13 protein-coding genes are annotated in these 18,165 nt (G+C 66.0%); 9 read left to right on the plus strand and 4 right to left on the minus strand.

The window, feature by feature from the left end; all coding sequences use genetic code 11:
• Nucleotides 1-14: 14 nt before the first annotated feature.
• Nucleotides 15-710 carry an MgtC/SapB family protein gene (locus tag K2Y42_RS07315; protein WP_291150534.1) on the plus strand — a complete coding sequence of 232 codons (696 nt, stop codon included), beginning with the start codon at nucleotides 15-17 and terminating at the stop codon, nucleotides 708-710.
• Between the two features lie 9 nt (nucleotides 711-719).
• Here K2Y42_RS07315 and K2Y42_RS07320 read toward each other — a convergent pair whose 3' ends face one another.
• Both K2Y42_RS07320 and mgtE read right to left on the minus strand, forming a co-directional pair.
• Nucleotides 720-2,366, minus strand: a complete 1,647-nt coding sequence (locus K2Y42_RS07320; RefSeq protein WP_291150537.1) for a hypothetical protein — start codon at nucleotides 2,364-2,366, stop codon at nucleotides 720-722.
• A gap of 119 nt (nucleotides 2,367-2,485) precedes the next feature.
• Nucleotides 2,486-3,862, minus strand: a complete 1,377-nt coding sequence (gene mgtE / locus K2Y42_RS07325; RefSeq protein ID WP_291150539.1) for a magnesium transporter — start codon at nucleotides 3,860-3,862, stop codon at nucleotides 2,486-2,488.
• A gap of 274 nt (nucleotides 3,863-4,136) precedes the next feature.
• Here mgtE and K2Y42_RS07330 point away from each other — a divergent pair, with 274 nt between their 5' ends.
• The 4 genes from K2Y42_RS07330 (at nucleotide 4,137) to K2Y42_RS07345 (ending at nucleotide 10,800) form a co-directional block, all read left to right on the plus strand.
• Complete coding sequence (locus K2Y42_RS07330; protein WP_291150541.1) at nucleotides 4,137-5,282, plus strand: polysaccharide deacetylase family protein; 1,146 nt, start codon at nucleotides 4,137-4,139, stop codon at nucleotides 5,280-5,282.
• A gap of 107 nt (nucleotides 5,283-5,389) precedes the next feature.
• Nucleotides 5,390-6,352 carry a polysaccharide deacetylase family protein gene (locus tag K2Y42_RS07335; protein ID WP_291150543.1) on the plus strand — a complete coding sequence of 321 codons (963 nt, stop codon included), beginning with the start codon at nucleotides 5,390-5,392 and terminating at the stop codon, nucleotides 6,350-6,352.
• 219 nt (nucleotides 6,353-6,571) lie between these two features.
• Entirely contained in the window at nucleotides 6,572-7,729 is a 1,158-nt protein-coding gene (locus tag K2Y42_RS07340) for an efflux RND transporter periplasmic adaptor subunit (RefSeq protein WP_291150546.1), read from the plus strand.
• On the plus strand, nucleotides 7,729-10,800 hold the full coding sequence (locus K2Y42_RS07345) for an efflux RND transporter permease subunit (protein WP_291150549.1): 3,072 nt from the start codon (nucleotides 7,729-7,731) through the stop codon (nucleotides 10,798-10,800). The genes K2Y42_RS07340 and K2Y42_RS07345 overlap by 1 nt, the downstream gene beginning before the upstream one ends.
• Before the next feature lie 46 nt (nucleotides 10,801-10,846).
• Here the strand turns inward: K2Y42_RS07345 and K2Y42_RS07350 are convergent, their stop codons facing one another.
• The gene (locus K2Y42_RS07350; protein ID WP_291150552.1) at nucleotides 10,847-11,530 is read right to left on the minus strand and encodes an SDR family oxidoreductase; all 684 of its coding nucleotides are present in this window, start codon (nucleotides 11,528-11,530) and stop codon (nucleotides 10,847-10,849) included.
• Between the two features lie 408 nt (nucleotides 11,531-11,938).
• Here K2Y42_RS07350 and K2Y42_RS07355 point away from each other — a divergent pair, with 408 nt between their 5' ends.
• Together K2Y42_RS07355 and K2Y42_RS07360 are read left to right on the plus strand one after the other, a co-directional pair.
• Complete coding sequence (locus tag K2Y42_RS07355; protein WP_291150554.1) at nucleotides 11,939-13,876, plus strand: EAL domain-containing protein; 1,938 nt, start codon at nucleotides 11,939-11,941, stop codon at nucleotides 13,874-13,876.
• Between the two features lie 99 nt (nucleotides 13,877-13,975).
• Entirely contained in the window at nucleotides 13,976-14,845 is an 870-nt protein-coding gene (locus K2Y42_RS07360; RefSeq protein ID WP_291150556.1) for a TIGR01459 family HAD-type hydrolase, read from the plus strand.
• A 42-nt stretch (nucleotides 14,846-14,887) separates the two neighbouring features.
• Here the strand turns inward: K2Y42_RS07360 and K2Y42_RS07365 are convergent, their stop codons facing one another.
• Complete coding sequence (locus K2Y42_RS07365) at nucleotides 14,888-15,889, minus strand: NAD(P)H-quinone oxidoreductase (protein WP_291150558.1); 1,002 nt, start codon at nucleotides 15,887-15,889, stop codon at nucleotides 14,888-14,890.
• 158 nt (nucleotides 15,890-16,047) lie between these two features.
• Between K2Y42_RS07365 and K2Y42_RS07370 the strand changes: the two genes are divergently transcribed.
• Both K2Y42_RS07370 and K2Y42_RS07375 read left to right on the plus strand, forming a co-directional pair.
• Nucleotides 16,048-16,428 (plus strand): DUF1192 domain-containing protein, encoded by a 381-nt coding sequence (locus K2Y42_RS07370; protein WP_291150560.1) that lies wholly within the window; start codon nucleotides 16,048-16,050, stop codon nucleotides 16,426-16,428.
• Nucleotides 16,429-16,495: 67 nt separating this feature from the next.
• Nucleotides 16,496-17,776 carry a hemolysin family protein gene (locus tag K2Y42_RS07375; protein ID WP_291150561.1) on the plus strand — a complete coding sequence of 427 codons (1,281 nt, stop codon included), beginning with the start codon at nucleotides 16,496-16,498 and terminating at the stop codon, nucleotides 17,774-17,776.
• Nucleotides 17,777-18,165: the final 389 nt, after the last annotated feature.

Here is an 18,165-nt window from a genome sequence, read left to right on the forward strand (position 1 = left end):
GGCACGGACCGGACATGCAGCAGCACCACCTCGACATCTCCCTGCACATTGGAGCCGCATGGGCGGCCGGCAGCCTGATTGGGCTTGAGCGCAGCCTTCATGGCCGGCCCGCCGGGTTCAGGACGCACGCCCTCGTCTGTCTCGCAGCCGCGCTGCTGATGGTGCTGACCCACTACCAATGGGATTGGCTCGGCGCCGATGTCCCGCTCGATACGATCCGCACCGATCCTACGCGCATCGCCCAGGGCATCATGACGGGCATCGGTTTTCTCGGCGCAGGCGTGATCTTCAAGGAAGGCCTGACCGTGCGCGGCCTGACGACGGCCGCCTCAATCTGGATCACGTCCGCCATCGGCATCCTGTTCGGCGTCGGTTTCTTCTACCCCGCCGTGCTCGCGACACTGGCCACGCTCGGCACGCTCGCCATTTTCCGGCGTGTCGAGGGCTGGATCCCGAGCCATTCCTTTGCCCAACTCGTCCTGCGCTTCGACACCGGCCAGATCCTGGCCGAGCAGACAGTGCGCGATCTGATCGGAAAGCAGGGCTTTTCCATCGCCAACATGAGCTACCGCCTCGACCGCACGGGCGGCTTCTTCGAGTACCGCATGATGATCCGCACGGCGCGCAAGACAGCCATCGCGACGCTGGTCGGCGAACTACGCACCCGCACAGATCTGCTCGAGTTTCGCATCTCTCCGAGCGGTGATTAGGCCCGCGGCTCAGGGCCCCGGTGCGCCGAACCACACGCGCATCAGCGCGCGCCACCGCCGTCCCCAGGTCACGCTTTCGTCCGAGAGCGAATCCAGGAAGTCGGACAGCCGCCGCGATTTGACGACCGTATAGAGCGTCAGGAAGAACGTCGGCACGAACACGGCGGCGAACGCCAGCATGCGCCACCACGTCGGCTGCTGCGTCCAGTCGAATAGGTTCATGCCGATAAAGCCGGTCGTGACCGTGCCGACGAGGCCGAACGTCGTCACCACCGTCAGCCGCACCACGGTCTCGTTCTGTTTGCGCATAGCCTCCACGTCGAGGAAGCTGCCCATGTCCTGCAGCTCCTCGCGCACCTCCGCATAGAGCGCGTCGAGATGCAGATGGCCGCGCGTCTTCTCGAACAACTCGTGCACCTGCGCCTGGTGCGAGATGTCGTGGAACCAGTAACGGTGCGCAAAGCGCAGGAAGTTCTCGTGCGCATTGCGGATGTCGCGGCGGAAGATCCGGTTCGCCTTCGGGTTGGTGATGTCGAGCCGGCTGACCGCGCCCACCAGCCGGTCAGAGAACATATGCAGCGCCGCCTTCTGGAAATGCGCGATCAGGAACATTAGAAAATGCTGATGGCGGAAGCGGGCCAGAATGCCCGTTTGCGAGCACGCATAGAATTCATCCGAGGCATCGCCCGTCACGATGAGCGTGTCTCCCGACGCCAGGAAGCGGACGCTGGCCGCCTTCTGCCCCGCGGTGGAACTGAAGTTCCGGTCGTAGCAATAGCGCTGCTCGAAATCGGCGAGATAGGAATCCGAGTAGGGCAAGCTCGCGGTGTCTCCACCGGCTTCGTTGCCGAGCGCGAGCCGGATCGCATCCGAGCGCGCGAGCGTGTCCGCTCTGTCGAGCGCCAGATACGCCATGTACGGCATGCGGTAGTATTCGAGCTGGCGATACCGCACGAGGCCCTTCTGATCGGCGTGGTGCAGCACCAGCGGCGACATCAGGAATTCCCAATGGGATGCGGTTGTCGGCGCGCGATGGCGGCAGACGAACGACAGGTACTTCTCGCGATTTCCATAGTCGGAGGTCGCGAGGACCTGCCCGTCGGCGTCGAGCCATTCCACCTTCCACGGGCAATGGCCGGCGCGGCCGGTGTCCTTTTCCCAGTACGCCGGATAGGCGCGCCCGAAGCGAAACAGCAGGTTCTGCGCCGTATCGAGCGGGAGGTCTTCTGCGCACACTTCGAGAGCCAGGAGCGCGATGTCGATATCGAAGAAGAAATAGAGATCCACATGCACGACGCCGAGATCGATCGGCTCGTCGCCTTCGGCCAGCACCACCCGCGCGCGCTGCACGTCGCGGCGGCGCATGACGCGGATCGGGCTCTCGCCGTAGACCTTGCTCACCGCCCGCCCGAGGCCCTGGCCGTAAAGGAACCGCTGCACCGGCGGCAGGAAGGTCACAAACTCGTTGTAATGGCGCGCCTGGAACTCGGCCGGATCGCCGAACTCGTCGTCGACCTCGCTCCAGGGGTTACCTGGACCGGGCGTCGCCAGGTGCTCCCAATGGTCCTGGACGGGCGCGTTCTCGTCGAGCGGCAGGAGATAAACCGGCCAAAGAAGCGTTTGCCGCAAATGCTTGACGCGTTTTTCTTGGGCCATGGTCACCTGCATGGAGTGGGCGTCGGATCAAATCCGCACATTCATGCGCCGCGCCGCCCGCGCCCCGCAAGACGCATAATTTCTCTGACCGTTATCGAACTGTCATCCAGCGCGGATTTCTACAGCAGATAGATCGAGGCAAGCCCGAGAAAGGCGAAGAACCCGACGACGTCCGTCACCATCGAGACGAACACTCCCGACGCGGGCGCCGGGTCGAGTTTCAGCCTGTCGAGCGCCAGCGGAATGAGGATGCCGGCGAGCGCGGCGGCAAGAAGATTAACCACCATGGCGGCCGCAATCACGGCGCCGAGCGCGCTGGAGCCGAACCAGAAGAACACGATCGCCCCCATGATCGACGACAGCACCAACCCGTTGATCAGGCCAACGAGCGCCTCGCGCGAGATGATGCGCCGCGCGTTGGCCGCGCCGAGCTTGTTGGTCGCGAGCGCGCGCACCGTCACCGTCATGGTCTGCGTGCCGGCGTTACCGCCCATCGACGCCACGATCGGCATCAGCACGGCCAGCGCCACCATCTGCTCGATGGTCGCGTCGAAGGCCTTGATCACGAGCGATCCCAGAAATGCCGTCAGGAGATTGACCATGAGCCACGGCACGCGGCTGCGCGACGTCGCCGCGACGCTGCCGCCCAGGCTCTCGTCGCCGACGCCGCCGAGCGCCCTCATGTCCTCGTCGGCTTCCTCCTGGAGAACCTCGACGATGTCGTCGATGGTGATGACACCGACGAGCTTGTTGTTCTCGTCGACCACCGGCGCCGACAGCAGATTGTAGCGCTCGAAGTCGCGCGCCACCTCTTCCTGGTCCGCGGTCGCGAGCACGATGTCGAGATCGGTCTCCATGATCTCGGAAATCGGCACGTCGCGCTTGGTGCGCAGCAGGCGCGACAGCTCGACGCTGCCGAGCACCCGGAATGCGGGATCGACGACAAAAATTTCGTTGAAGTCGTCCGGCAGGTCGTCCGACTCGCGGGCGTGCGCGATCACCTGCCCGATTGTCCAGTACGGCGCCACCGCCACGAAATCGCTCTGCATCAGGCGGCCGGCGGATTCCTCCGGATAGTCGAGCTGCCGCTCGAGAACCGCGCGCTCACCCTTCGGCAGTTGCGCGAGAATTTCCTCGCGGTCCGCGTCCTCCAGGTTCTCGATCAGGTAGGCGGCGTCGTCGGTATCGAGCTCGGTAACGGCTTTCGCGAGCAGCTCGTTCGGCAGCGCTTCGGAGAGCTGGTCGCGAACGGACTCGTCGATTTCCGACAGCACCTCGTAGTCGAACGCCGGCCCCAGCGCCTGGATGAGAGCCACGCGATGCTCGGGACTGAGGAGTTCGATGACGTCTGCGAGGTCGCGCGGATGCAGGTCGCTGACCAGCCCAGCCGCGCGCGCACTGTCGCCATCATGCAACGCCAGCGCCACGTCCCGCACGAGATCCGCGACGCTGATGTCCTCCGCCTCTGCGGACGCCCGTTTTTCCGATGCCGACATCGAAGCTCCAAGATGCCGCACCGAGCGGCCGTTTTAGCGGCACTTTGACCACAGCGGCGTGTCCCCGGTACATCGCCCGGGAGCGTCCGTTTGCGAGGCAGCCCGTACCATAGCCGTCACACGCGCGACACTCTCATGCGCCAAAAAATTGCACCCGCAAAGCGGGGTTGCATTTTGGCTACAAACTCAACTACGAACCGTGGTTCAATGCCGAAGCGCCGCGAGATCCGCGGCTTGGCGGGGCCATATCAGCGCCTGAGCGGGGAGAAAGTTGATGCGCACGATCCGGTGCAACACGCTGGCGGCCCTCGCGGCCTGCGTTGGCATGGCCGTGATCGCGACCGCGCCCGGCGCACACGCCGAGACGCCGCCGCCGCTCGCGCCTGTCGGGACGCCGTTTGCCGGCGAAACCCCGGACGTCGACAGCGCCCCGCTGTTGAAGCCGACGCTGCCGGGCACCGAGCCGGTGGGCGTCTGCGCCAACGGAAGCACCACCATGGGCATCAGCCGGGTGGTCGAGATCGACACGTCGACGGGACCTGAGTTCGGCAGCCAGTACCACGCCAGCGAAACGAAGTTCCTCGAGCCGGGCGAAGTCGTGCTGACGTTCGACGACGGCCCCATGCGCCGCTACACCATCCCGATCCTCGATGCGCTCGACGAGTACTGCCTCAAGGCGACGTTCTTTTCCGTCGGCCGCATGGCCATCGCCGATCCGACGACGTTGCAGGAAGTGATCCGCCGCGGCCATACCGTTGGCGTCCACACCTGGTCGCACCAGAAGATGAGCGCACTCGGTGCAGCTCCCATGAAGCGCGAGTTCGAGCTTGGCCTGTCGGCGGTGGCCGCCAGCGCCGGCGTTCCCATCGCGCCGTTCTTTCGCTTTCCCTATCTGGCTCACGGCAAGTCCAGCCTCGCCTACATCCGCGGCCGCGGCGTGGGCATTTTCGGCATTCACGTCGACTCGCGCGATTTCCGCACCAAGAGCCCCGGCGTCGTCCTTCGTAACGTCCTGGCGGAGCTCAACCGCGAGAAGAAGGGCATCCTGCTGTTCCACGATATCCAGCCCTCGACGGCCGGCGCCATCAGCAGCCTGATCGCGGAGCTGAAAACGCGCGGCTACAAGTTCGTGCACATCGTACCGAAGCAGCCTGCCACCACCCTGCCCGAGTTCGACGCCATCGCCGCCAAGATGCTGAAGGCCAAGACCGCTGCCGCAGCCAACGCGCTCGCCACCCGCGCCGCGACATGGCCTGTCAACGACGCCGCCACCCCAGCCGCAGCCGACGCGCCACCGCCCCCGGCCGAAAGCGCCCGGAAACCGGCGCCGGTCCGCCCGGCCAGCCCCGCAACCAAGCCGTTCGATTGGGCGAACCCGAGCAACGATCCCTGGCAGCTCAAGTCCTTCGGCACCCAATAGCGCCCCAAATGCCGCGCGCGGCGCGAAAACCGCCGTCGCGGGCTTGATCGGGACCGGGGAAATCACCGAGACTCCGCCGCACTTTTGATGCGGATCGGGAGCACGGCGTGAACGTTCGGATAGTCACCCTTTCGCTGGCGCTTCTCGCGCTGGCCGGCGCCGGTCCCGCGCTGGCCGCTTCATGCGCGCACCCGGAAACGGCGCTCGGCGTCTCGCGCGTCATTGAGATCGACACATCGGGCGGGCCGATTTTCGGCTCGGCCACCAAGCGCGAGAAGGAGCACGACCTGCTCGCCGAGAACGAGGTCGTGCTGACCTTCGACGACGGTCCCGTGCCGTGGGTGACGACCCCGATCCTCGACACGCTCGATCAGTACTGCACCAAGGCCACCTTCTTTGCGGTCGGCGAAATGGCGATCTCGCATCCCGCCGCCATGAAGGACGTGATCGCCCGCGGCCACACCGTCGGCACGCACACCTGGTCGCATCCGAACAACCTCAAGCGCCTGACCTTCGACAAGGCGAAAGACCAGATCGAGCGAGGCTTCGCCGCCGTTACGCTTGGCGCAGGGACCGGCATCGCCCCGTTCTTCCGCTTCCCGGGCCTGAACGACAGCGACGAGCTGCTAGCCTACCTGCAGTCCCGCGGCATCGCGAGCTTCACCGTCGACGTCATCTCCAACGACAGCTTCATCGGCAGCCCCCAGAGCATCGCCGACCGGACCCTGAAGCAAGTGACCGCGCGGCGCGGCGGCATCCTGCTGTTCCACGATCTCAAACGCCCGACGGCCAAGGCTCTGCCTGCGATCCTGGCCGGGTTGAAGGCGAAGGGCTTCAAGGTCGTGCACATGCGCGCCAAGACCGACATCGTGCCGTTGGCGACGCTCGATGCGGAATTGCAGCCCCTCCTTGCCAAGGCACCGGCAGCAGCCCTGGTCCCCTTCTATGGGCAGATCCCCCCGGCCGTCACCGTGGACGGCCTCGCCCCGGCCCAGACGGACATCGCCCCGCCCGCTCGCTCCCGCATTCCGGATGCGGATGCCAGCCAGCAGGCCTCGAAAAAGCCTTAGGGGCTTCCTGAGGAGACCGGGACGTATAGCCCCTGCCATATTTGAGGCGTAAGCTTCGCGGCAGTAGGACAGGCTTGGTCATCGGTGCGACGGATTTCGCGCGCTGATGCGTTTAGCCCTGGCCCGCGGCTTCTCGATTGAAGCACGGCTTGCACCGAAGAACGACCCGACGACGCAAGACCCGACGTCTCGCTCCGCCGCAACTGGATCAGGTGGTTTATGTGGAAAGTCTTGATCGCGCTCGTGCTGCTCACGGCAGCGGCCGCAGCCGCATTCCACACCACGGAGGGCAAGCTTTGTGGCCTGTCCGAAATGGCGGGGCTGCACTCGGCCCCCGCCGCTAAGTCCGATGGGCCTGCCACCGGCAAAGAGGGCGCGCGGGCCGAACCGGCCGCGAACCGCGGCGCGGCCCGGGGAGTCGCCGTCGAGACCGCGAACGCCGTCGCCACCACCTCCACGGAGGACATTCGCGCCATCGGCACGCTGCAGTCCGATGAATCCGTCCAGATCACATCCGAGATCGCCGGCCGCATCACGGAAATCGCACTTTCGGAGGGCGCCCCCGTCGCTGCCGGCGCCGCGATGGTCAAGCTCGATACCGCGCTCGCCGTCGCCGAGGTGGACGACGCGCAATCCCGCTTCAATCTCGCCGAAGGCAACCTGCAGCGCGCCAACTCCCTCGCGCGCTCCGGCAACGTGACTGAACGCGCCCGCGACGAAGCGACCTCCAACGCGGAAACCACGCGCGCAGCCCTCGAGCTCGCCAAGGTCCGCCTGTCGAAGCACACCATCGGCGCGCCGTTCGGCGGCATCGCCGGCATTCGCAAGGTTTCGCCCGGCGCCTACATCACCGCCGGCCAGCCCATCGTGAACCTCGAAAAGATCGACACCCTGAAGATCGACTTCAAGCTGCCCGAGATCTTCCTTGAACAGGTCAAGACCGGGCAATCGATCGAAATCTCCGTCGATGCCCTGCCGGGGCGCACGTTCCCGGGCTCGATCTACGCCATCGATCCCCACCTCGACGTCAACGGCCGCGCCCTCAGCATCCGCGCCAAGCTCGACAATCCCGATCTGGTCCTGCGCCCCGGCCTATTTGCGCGCATCCGCGTGAAGGGCCAGATCAGCCGCAACGTGCTCGTCATCCCCGAGGCCGCCATCGTGCCGCGCGGCCAGGAGAAGATCGTCTTCCGCATCGAGAACGGCCAGGCCATGGAAGCCAAGGTGAGGGTGGGCAGCCGCAGCAACGGGCTCGTTGAAATCCTCGACGGATTGGCGGCCGACACCACGGTCGTGACGGCAGGCCAGCAGATGCTCAAGAACGGCAGCCGCGTCGAGGTCGTCGCCGGCGCCAATCCAGCCGCGAAAGGCACCTGATGGGGTTTTCTGAACTCTGCATCCGGCGGCCGGTCTTCGCGACCGTGCTCAGCCTGGTCATCGTGCTGCTGGGTGTCGTCTCCTACATGCGCCTGACGGTGCGCGAATACCCGAATGTGGACGAGCCCGTCGTCTCGGTTCAGACCCGCTATCCCGGCGCCTCCGCCAAGATCATCGAAAGCCAGGTGACGCAGATCCTGGAGGGCTCGATCGCCGGCATCTCCGGCATCGACGTGCTCGAATCCTCGAGCCGGTCCGAGGACAGCCGCATTACCGTCCGTTTCCGCCCCGAGATCGACCAGGACGTCGCCGCCAGCGACGTGCGCGACCGCGTCTCGCGCGTGCGCGGCCGCCTGCCCGATGAGATCGACGAGCCCGTCATCGCCAAGGTCGAGGCCGACGCTCAGGCCGTCATGCTGCTGGTGTTCACGAGCCCGGTGCTCTCGCCGCTCGAAATCACCGACTACATCGACCGCTTCGTCGTCGACCAGCTCAAGAACCTCAACGGCGTGGCCGACGTCACGATCTACGGCGAACGGCGCTATTCGATGCGCATCTGGATCGACCGCGAGCGCCTCGCCGCCTTCTCGCTGACCGTCCAGGACATCGAAAATGCCCTACGCGCGCAGAACGTCGAGCTTCCCTCCGGGCGCATCGAGAGCACCAATCGCGAGTTCAGCGTGCTGTCACGCACCGGCCTCGTGACGCCGGAAGAGTTCCGCAACATCGTCATCAAGCTGTCCGACGGCCACCAGGTCAAACTCGGCGAGGTGGCCCGCGTCGAGCTCGGCGCCTTCGACGAGCGCCGCGAAAGCCGCTACGAGGGCAAGGCTGCCATCGCCGTGGGCGTCATCAAGCAGGCGGTGGCCAACCCGCTCGACGTGTCGAAGGGCGTGCGCGAGCTGTTGCCGAAGATCAACCAGTCGATGCCGAACGGCATGAAGGCCGACGTGGCCAACGACGACTCGATCTTCATCGAGCGCTCGATCGAGGCCGTCTACCACACCATCCTCGAAGCCATCGCGCTCGTGGTGCTGGTCATCGTGTTTTTCCTGCGCTCGGTGCGCGCGTCCCTGATCCCGATCGTCACGATCCCGATCTCGCTGATCGCAACCTTCACGCTGATGTTCGTCTTCGGCTTCAGCGTGAACACGCTGACGCTTCTCGCCATGGTGCTGGCCATCGGCCTCGTCGTCGACGACGCCATCGTCGTGCTCGAGAACATTTACCGCCACATCGAGCACGGCATGAAACCGGTCGAGGCGGCCATCAAGGGCACGCGCGAAATCGGCTTCGCCGTCATCGCCATGACGCTCACGTTGGCGGCGGTCTATGCGCCGATCGCCTTCGCGCCGGGCAAAACCGGCCGCCTGTTCCTGGAATTCGCGCTGACCCTCGCCGGCGCCGTGATCATCTCCGGTTTCGTCGCGCTGACGCTGACGCCGATGATGTGCTCGCGCCTGCTGCGCCACAATCCCAATCCCGGGCGTCTCTTCCTGTTCGTCGAACGCCTCCTGACGGGCCTCGAAAACGGCTACCGGCGCCTGCTCGGATTGGCGCTCTCCCATAGGCCCGTCGTTCTGCTGCTCGCAGCCTTCACAGCGGGCGCGAGTTACTTCTTCTTCGTCAATCTCAAGTCGGAGCTCGCCCCCGTCGAGGACCGCGGCGTGCTCCGCATTCGCGGCACCGGCCCCGAGGGCGCAACGCTGGCGTTCATCAGCCGCTACAGCGCGGAAGCGGACAAGTTTCTCGCCGACATGCCCGAGGTCAAGTCGCGTCTTGTTATCAACGGCAACCCCGAGGTGTCCCGCTTCCTGGTCTATGCGCCGCTCAAGGACTGGAGCGAGCGCGAGCGAACCCAGCAGCAGCTCACGCGCGAGCTGACACCCAAGCTGCGCCGCATCGCCGGCACGCAGACGGCGGTGCAGAACCCGGGTGCTTTCGGTCAGCGCGGCAACGTGCGCCCCGTCGAGTTCGTCGTGCAGTCGTCGGGCACCTATGAGGAGTTGCAGGCGCTATCGGACAAGCTGCTCGATGCCCTCAAGGACTACAACGGCCTCGAAAGCGCCGAGACGGACCTCAAGCTCAACACGCCCGAGTTCCGCATCGAGATGGACCGCGCCAAGGTCTCGGACCTCCGCCTCGACGTGAACGTCGTCGGCCGCACCCTCGAAACGCTGCTGGGCGGGCGTCAGGTCACGCGCTTCGAGATGAACGGCGAGCAGTACGACGTGATGGTGCAGCTCGACATTCCGGACCGCTCCTCGCCCGCGGCGCTCGACACGATCTTCCTGCGCTCGCCGCAGGGCGACATGATCCAGCTCTCCAACATCGTCAAGGTGATCGAAACGGTCGCGCCCAAGGAGCTGAAGCGCTTCAACCAGCTTCGTTCAGTCACTCTGTCGGCCAACATCGCGCCCGGCTATGCGCTCGGCGAGGTGCTCGACCATCTGGAGGCGACCGCGCTCAAGGTTCTCCCGCGCTCGGTGCAGACCGACGTCAACGGCCAGAGCCGGGACTACAAGTCATCGAGCCAGAGCCTCGCGATGGTGTTCGTGCTGGCCCTTGCCTTCATCTATCTGGTGCTTGCGGCCCAGTTCGAGAGCTTCCGCGATCCGTTGATCATCCTGATCACGGTGCCGCTCTCCATGTGCGGCGCGCTCGGCACGCTCTATCTCGTCGGCGGGTCGTTGAACGTCTACTCGCAGATCGGCCTCGTGACGCTCGTCGGCCTCATCACCAAGCACGGCATTCTGATCGTGGAATTCGCAAATCAGCTCGAGCTGGAAGGAAAGCGGCGCATCGACGCCATCGTCGAAGCCGCGAGCCTGCGCCTGCGCCCGATTCTGATGACGACCGGCGCCATGGTGCTCGGCGCCGTGCCGCTTGCGATGGCGACTGGCGCGGGCGCTGAGAATCGCGAGCAGATCGGCTGGGTCATTGTCGGCGGCATGAGCCTCGGCACGGTGCTGACGCTCTTCGTCGTGCCGACGGTCCTGAGCTACATCGGCGCTTCGCACCACGCAGAGACTTCTGCCAGCGCCAACGCCGTCCCCACCCCTGCCGAGTAGGCCCTGCCGACTGCCTATTGCCTAAACCGCTGCCGGCTGCCCACGCTCATCCCCAGCGCTGCGCGGCGCCTTCGGCATCGAGCACGTATCCGGAGACGCTGCGCGACTTGCGGCTCGCGAGCTGCAGAGCGAAGGCGGAAAGATCTGCATCCGACGCGGCCCGCTGCCCGCTGAGCGCACCGACCGACGACGGCGGCGCGACCGCATTGATGCGAATGCCCTGCTCGGACCAAGTGGTCGCCATCGCGCGCGTCAGATCCTGAAGCGCCGCCCGCAGAACGTCGGCCAGCATCGCGGCGCGGCCACCGCCGGCATCCGGCATCCGGACGATATTGAGAATGGATCCCTCGACCCAGACGAGCCGCATGCGGTTGGCGGCGCTTTCGGTCAGGCGCAGCGGGATGCGCAGCGCGTCCGATACCAGCCCCTCGACATCCTCCATCGTCTCGAGACGCGCGACGTCCGCGGCCGGCACCGAAACGAGGTTGATGACGATGTCGAGCCCGCCGAATTCCTGCACCGCAGTCTGCACGAGCTTGAGAGCTTGATCGTCGCTTGCGAGGGGATCGTTGAAGAGCTTCATGGCCGCCGAATTCTCGGCCAGCACCGCCGCCAGCTCGGTCATTTCCGGGCTGTCTTCAGGCGACTGAATGATGAGGCGCGCACCGTGATCGGCAAAGCCGCGCGCGAGATCGAAACCTGTCTCGGACGTGAGTCCGGTAATGAGCACGCGAGCACCGGAAAGTTCAGAATAATCAACCGACTCGCACTGGCGCGCTATAACACTCATCAACATTAGGGCAGGTCTCCTATTACGCCGGACAGAGAGGCGGCCCGACAAGAACGATACCACGCCGATTCGCCTAACGACATCTAAACGGCGCCTCGATTCGGGTTGTCTCTAGGCTGGCCCAAGGCGCATTTGCGGCTCTCCACCGTTCGATGGTCGGGGGTTCGGGCGGTCCGCGCGGTGCATCCGCGCCACGCCCGCCCTAAGTCTTCCCTCGGCCTCGGAAAAGGCTGGTGATAGCCAGGGGGGCTCGCATTGCTTTGAAGGCCCAACCACCCGACCCTGATGGAATGTGATTCGTGCGCGCACTGAGGTGCAGCGTCTCAAGTGGGTGGGGAAAAGCAGATCATGACGGGAATTCGAACGGGGTCTCAAACTGTTATCGCCGTGGCGATGGGCCTTGTGGCTGTAGCTGTTGCGGTTGCTCTTTATCGGCACGCAGCGCTACCCGCCCCTGTGGCCGCAACCGCTGCGCTATCGGCCTATCTCGTACTGCTTTCGGCGCATGTGTTCGCCTGGCGCGCCAGCGCCCGCAAGGCATCGGACACCGCCGCACGCACGACCGGCCGTGACCGCCGCGAGCAGGAAGTGCGCCGCTTGAAGGACGGCGCGCCGGGCATGCCGCCTGCTCTTCCCACGCAGGCCATCCGGGCGCCCCGCGCCGGACAAGCACTTCCTGGACAAGCGCTCCCGGGCCAGCCTTCCGAGCTGCATGCCGACGAGCAATTCGCCGACGACCTCGCGCGTCAGGAGCCATTCGGCCGCGCCGCCTATCCGTCGGCTCCGGCCGTCGGCCCACAGCCTCCGGCTGGCCACCTGTCTCAGGCTGCTGCGCCGCCGTCCGCACCGCGCTTTGCCGATCAGCCTCGCGCCACGCCTCCCCCGATTCCGGCTTCGATGCCGCCCGCCATTCCGGGCGCCGCGCTGGCCTCTCCTCCGGCAGCTCCCAAGGCGGCCAATCAGCAGCCGCAGCAGCCCACCGCACCGGAAGACCTGGACGACTACTGGTCCTTCCGTCCGGCGCCTGCTCGCGAGGAGCTTCCGCCGTTCGTTACCGGCCGCGCCTCGGCCCGTCCCGCAGAGCCGACGCTCTCGGCGCAGCCTGAGCGCGCCGCGCCGGCTCGCCCGGCTCCCGCACGCAATGAGCCGGCCGCCCACGCTGCCGCACAACGCGAAGCGCACGCCGCCTCCCCGCGCGAGGCGGATGTCGAGGTCATCCAGGACGCCATCAAGCGGCTCCTCGAAGAAGTCAACGCCAGCGAGCACGAAACGCGCACCGGCCACGGCGCTGCACCGCAGGCGCAAGGCCGCGCGGGCACTCCGAAGTCTGTCGACCGGTCCGTCGACCAGTCGATCGACGCCCTGCGGATGACGGCCGGAAGCATGCGGGCCGCCGACAGCGACGCCAAGGCGCGTCACGCCGCCCCGCCGGCCGCTCCGCGCGCCACGGTCCCGCAGCCCCCGCCGCTGCCGCCTTTCGTGCGCCAGCCCCAGGCCAAGGCCCGCTCCGCCGACACGCGCGCCCGCCTGATGGCCGACGCGATTTCAGCCGGCCGCATCGACGTCGCGCTCGAGCCGATCCTTGGTCTCCAGGACCAGCAGACGCGCCACTATGAAGTCAGCGTGCGCCTGCGTGATGCCGAAGGCCGGCCGATCGAGGTCGCCTCCGACGGCGGCGAGCTGCGCGGCACGGGTCTGTTGCCGCTGTTCGACGGCGTCCGCATCACCCGCACGGCGCTGATGGCCCGCCGCCTCGAAGAGCGCGGCAAGACAGGCTCGGTGTTCTCGACGTTCAGCGGCGAGTCGGTTGCCGACGAGCACTTCCTCGGCGAGCTGGCCGAGACGCTGCATCAGCGCAGCAACCTCGCGACGCAGCTCGTGCTGTCGTTCACGCAGAGCGACGTTCGCGCCTTCTCGACGCCCGAGTGGGACTCGCTGGCCGACATGCGCGCCCTCGGCTTCCGGTTCGCGATGTCCCATCTGACCGATCTCGACATGGACTTCGAGGCGCTTTCGGAACAGGGCTTCGCCTTCGTGAAGCTCGACGCCTCCGTGTTCCTGAGCGGCTTGCCCGCGCCGAGCGGACACCTGCCGTCGAACGACGTGTGCCGTCACCTCGCGAGCCACGGCCTCGCGCTGGTCGTGGAGCGCATTGAGAACGACGACCAGCTCGCCCGCGTGTTCGGCTTCGGCGTGCTCCTGGGACAGGGCCAGTTGTTCGGCGGCGCCCGCCCCGTGCGCGCCGACGTGGTAAACACCAGCCGCGCCAGAACCGTCGCAGCCTAAAGAACTGCCACGGCCTAAACCGGCCCCACGCTCTCCCCGGCAAGCGCGCGCCTCAAGCGTGCGCTTGCCGAAGCCTACCGCACCGGCTACCGATGCGGCATGGAAACGCAAGCCTCACGCACCACTCCGATCCCGATCATCGACTCCATCGCCGCCCTCGCCGAGGGCCGCGACGTCTGGCTCACGGACATCTGGGGCGTGATGCACAACGGCGTCGCGCCGTTCGCCTCGGCATGCGATGCCTGCACCCGGTTTCGCCTGGCGGGCGGCACCGTGCTGCTGCTGTCGAATGCTCCGCGCCCGGCCGCCAGCGTCGCCGCCCAGCTCGACCGCATCGGCGTCCCCCGCTTCGCCTGGGACAGCATCGTCACCTCCGGCGACGCGGCGCGCACGCTGCTCAGCGTCTATGCGGGCAAGCCCGTTTTTCCACTCGGCCCCGAACGCGACCTGCCGCTCTATGACGGGCTCGACATGACCCTGGGCAGCGCCGAAGACGCCGTCGCCGTCTCGTGCACGGGCCTGTTCGACGATGAGATCGAGACCCCGGACGACTACGCCGGAATGCTGACCGGGTTCGCCGCCCGCAACCTGCCGATGGTCTGCGCCAACCCGGACCTCACCGTCGAGCGCGGCGACAAGATCGTCTACTGCGCGGGCGCCTTGGCAGCCGCTTACGAAGCCCTGGGCGGCACCGTAACCTACGCCGGAAAGCCCCACGTTCCGATCTACGACATGGCGCTCGCCCACATCGAAGCGCTGAAATCGAAACCGGTATCGCGCGAGCGCGTCCTCGCCATCGGTGACGGCATCCGCACCGACATCGCAGGCGCCGCCCGCGCCGGCATCGACAGCGTCTTCATTGCCAGCGGCGTGCACGTCGAAGGCGGCGGCCTGACGGATGCGGGGCTCGCGAAACTGTTCCCGGGCGACATCCGCCCCATCGCCGCTATGGGCGTACTCGCCTGGTGAAAGACGAGCGTACTCGCCTGGTGAAAGATGCCGCGCTCGCCTCTATTCGACCGTCAGCACGATCTTGCCGATGTGCTGGCTGCTCTCCATGCGCGCATGCGCGTCTCCGGCGTTCGCGAGCGGAAACGTGCTGTCAATCGGGATCTTGACGAGCCCCTTCGCGACCCACGGCAGCGCCCGCTCCTCGACGGCGCGCGCAATCGCGCCCTTCACTTCCGTCGGGCGAATGCGCAACGTCGAGCCGGTCAGCGTCAGGCGCTTCAGCATCACGCGCATCATGTCGACGGTGACTTTCGAGCCCGACTGATAGCCAATGTTGACGAGCCGCCCGTCGTCGGCGAGCGAGCGGATGTTGCGGTCCACGTAATCGCCGCCGACCATGTCGAGGATCACGTTCACGCCCCGGCCTTCGGTTGCGGTTTTCACGACCTCGACGAAATCCTCGGCCGTGTAGTCGACCGCACGATCCGCTCCCAGCGCGAGGCACGCCTCGCACTTCTTTGCCGATCCCGCCGTCGCGATCACCCGCGCACCTGACGCCACCGCAAGCTGGATCGCCGTCACACCGATACCGCTCGTGCCGCCATGGACGAGAAACCAGTCGCCTTTGACGAGGCCGCCGCGCTCGAACACGTTGTGCCAGACCGTCATGAATGTTTCCGGGATGGCCGCGGCTTCCACCATCGACAGTCCTTCGGGAACAGGCATCGTCGCCACCTCGTCGGCGACGGCGTACTCCGCATAGCCCCCGCCGTTGAGCAGCGCCATGACGCGAGCGCCAATCCTGCACCGGCTCACACCCGAACCGAGCGCGGCGACGACGCCCGACACCTCGAGCCCCGGCAGCTCCGAATGTCCCTTCGGCGCCGGGTAGAGCCCTTTGCGCTGTAGAACATCTGGACGGTTCACACCCGCAGCCGCAACCTTGATCAGAACTTGCCCCGCGCCCGGCGCCGGCACCGGCAGGGTTTCCGCCACGAGAACGTCAGGACCGCCCTTTCCCTGAATGGCGATGGCAGTCATGGTTTGCGGTGTTGCGGACATCAGCGTGGTCTCCTGGCGGAATTGAGCGCCCATTCCTGCCCGAGCGAGCGACTTGAGACAAGGCGCCGGACATGACACCTTCCGGGGCGCGGGACATGTCCCCGCGGGAGGCGCGCGATCACCAAAGACGCGAACACCACAGAGACGCGGAGGAAGCCATGGACTGGGATGACGTTCGGCCCGCAGCGGCGAAATCCATCGCCGTGGGCGAAAACCTCGAAACGCTGTCCGTGGCCGAGCTCGAGCATCGCATTGCCGCCTTCACCGCCGAGATCGAACGCGTGACCGCCGAGCTTGGAAAAAAGCGCGCCCATGAAACGGCCGCCGCGGCACTATTCAAAAAACTTAGGTCGCCCACCATAGGGAATCCGCCCCGCAGACAAGATCTCGGGCGCGTCGCGCGACCTCATATACTTGATCGGCGCGCGCGAAATCTCGCATCCGCCAACAACATGCACCAACGTCTCAGCAACGGACTCTGCGAAGACCAACTGTTTTGCGCGATGCGGCAAAGTCCCGGCACATTGACCTCTAGGTAATGTGCCGATAGCATCCGCCGGCTTCGCAACATTGGAGTGGCCTCGACCCCGGTCGGCCGCAAACACCGTGACCGACCTTCTCATCGTCTTGGGCCTCATTCTTCTGAACGGCCTCTTTGCGCTCTCCGAATTGTCCGTCGTCTCCGCCCGCCAGCCTCGCCTGAAAGCGATGGCCGCCCAGGGCAAAAATGGCGCGAAAAGCGCACTCGCGCTCTCGTCGGATCCGGGCCGCTTTCTCTCCGCCGTTCAGATCGGCATCACCCTCATCGGCATCATCAACGGCGCATACTCCGGCGAAACGTTCGGCGAGTACGCCAGCGCCGCGCTGCAGAATGCCGGACTGTCAGAAGCCATCGCCGTGCCGCTGGGCTACAGCTTCGTGATCGCCGTCATCACGTATCTCTCGGTGATCGTCGGCGAGCTTGTGCCGAAAAACCTGGCGCTCCGGAATTCCGAAGTCATCGCCTGCGCCGTCGCGCCGGCGATGATCGCGTTCTCGCGCATCGCACGTCCCGCCGTCTGGCTGCTCGACGCGTCCACCCGCCTCGTGTTCCGCATCTTCGGCCAGGCCGAGCAGCACCAGTCGCAGGTCTCGAACGAAGAAGTCTCCATGGTCATCATGGAGGCCGAAGCAGCCGGCGTGCTCGAAAGCCACGAGCGCGAGATGATCTCCGGCGTCATGCGGCTCGCCGACCGCACAGTCATCGGCCTGATGACGCCGCGCACCGACGTGGACTGGATCGACGTCGCCACCACGGAAGACGACATCAAGCAGCAGCTCATCGAAACACCCCACTCGCTCATTCCGGTCGGCGAAGGCACGATCGATACCCTGATCGGCGTCGTGCGCGCCCGCGAGCTTCTGGCCGCCATCCTCGCCGGACGCCCCCTCGAAATCCGCTCCTACATCCGCAAGGTGCCGATCATCCCCGAAACGATGGATGCCCTCGATGCGCTCGGCATTCTGCGCGAGGCCGACGTTCCGATCGCGCTCATCCATGACGAGTACGGCCACTTCGAAGGCCTTGTCACACCGGCCGACGTGCTCGAAGCCATCGTCGGCGCGTTCAAGTCCGAGGGCGAAGAGCCCAACGCCGTCCAGCGCGCCAATGGCTCGTGGCTCGTGTCCGGATCCATGCCGGTGGACGAGCTGGCCGCTCAGTTCGGATTGGTCCTGCCGGAGAAGCGCGGCTATGCGACGGCCGCCGGCCTCGTGCTCGCCCACTTGCAGCACATTCCGAAGACGGGCGAAGCCATCGAGCAGGACGGATGGCGCTTCGAGGTCGTCGATCTCGACGGCCGGCGCATCGACAAGCTGCTCGTGTCGCGCCCCGACGTCCTTTCCTGACACCGCATATGTAAACGGGCGCGCCGGGTCTCGCGCGGACCTCTGGACGTGTGCCAAGTTGGAGCAGCGCGTTTACCGCGCCGCGTGCCTCATCGTGAACGCGGCATCGATTCGAAAGCGACAACACTTAAGCATTCGTTAGGGAACGGAGCGTATGCTTCCCGTCATCCAGATCACTGGATCCTGGGGTGGTGCCTAGCCACCCTGTTTGACGCCTCCCTGTTGACTTCTGAGCCGCCGTGAGGCGGCTCATTTTTTTCGGCGCGTCTCTTGCATAGGTTCAGGCATCGGGGGACGAACGGCGCCAACGCATCGTTTCGTCTCGTTTTTGGCCAACTTTCTTAACTATGGTCTCTTAGGATCTGCCGATGCTAAGGTGTCCAATGTGT

This window comes from Hyphomicrobium sp. (assembly GCF_019744875.1).
In the GTDB taxonomy this organism is placed as follows: domain Bacteria; phylum Pseudomonadota; class Alphaproteobacteria; order Rhizobiales; family Hyphomicrobiaceae; genus Hyphomicrobium_C.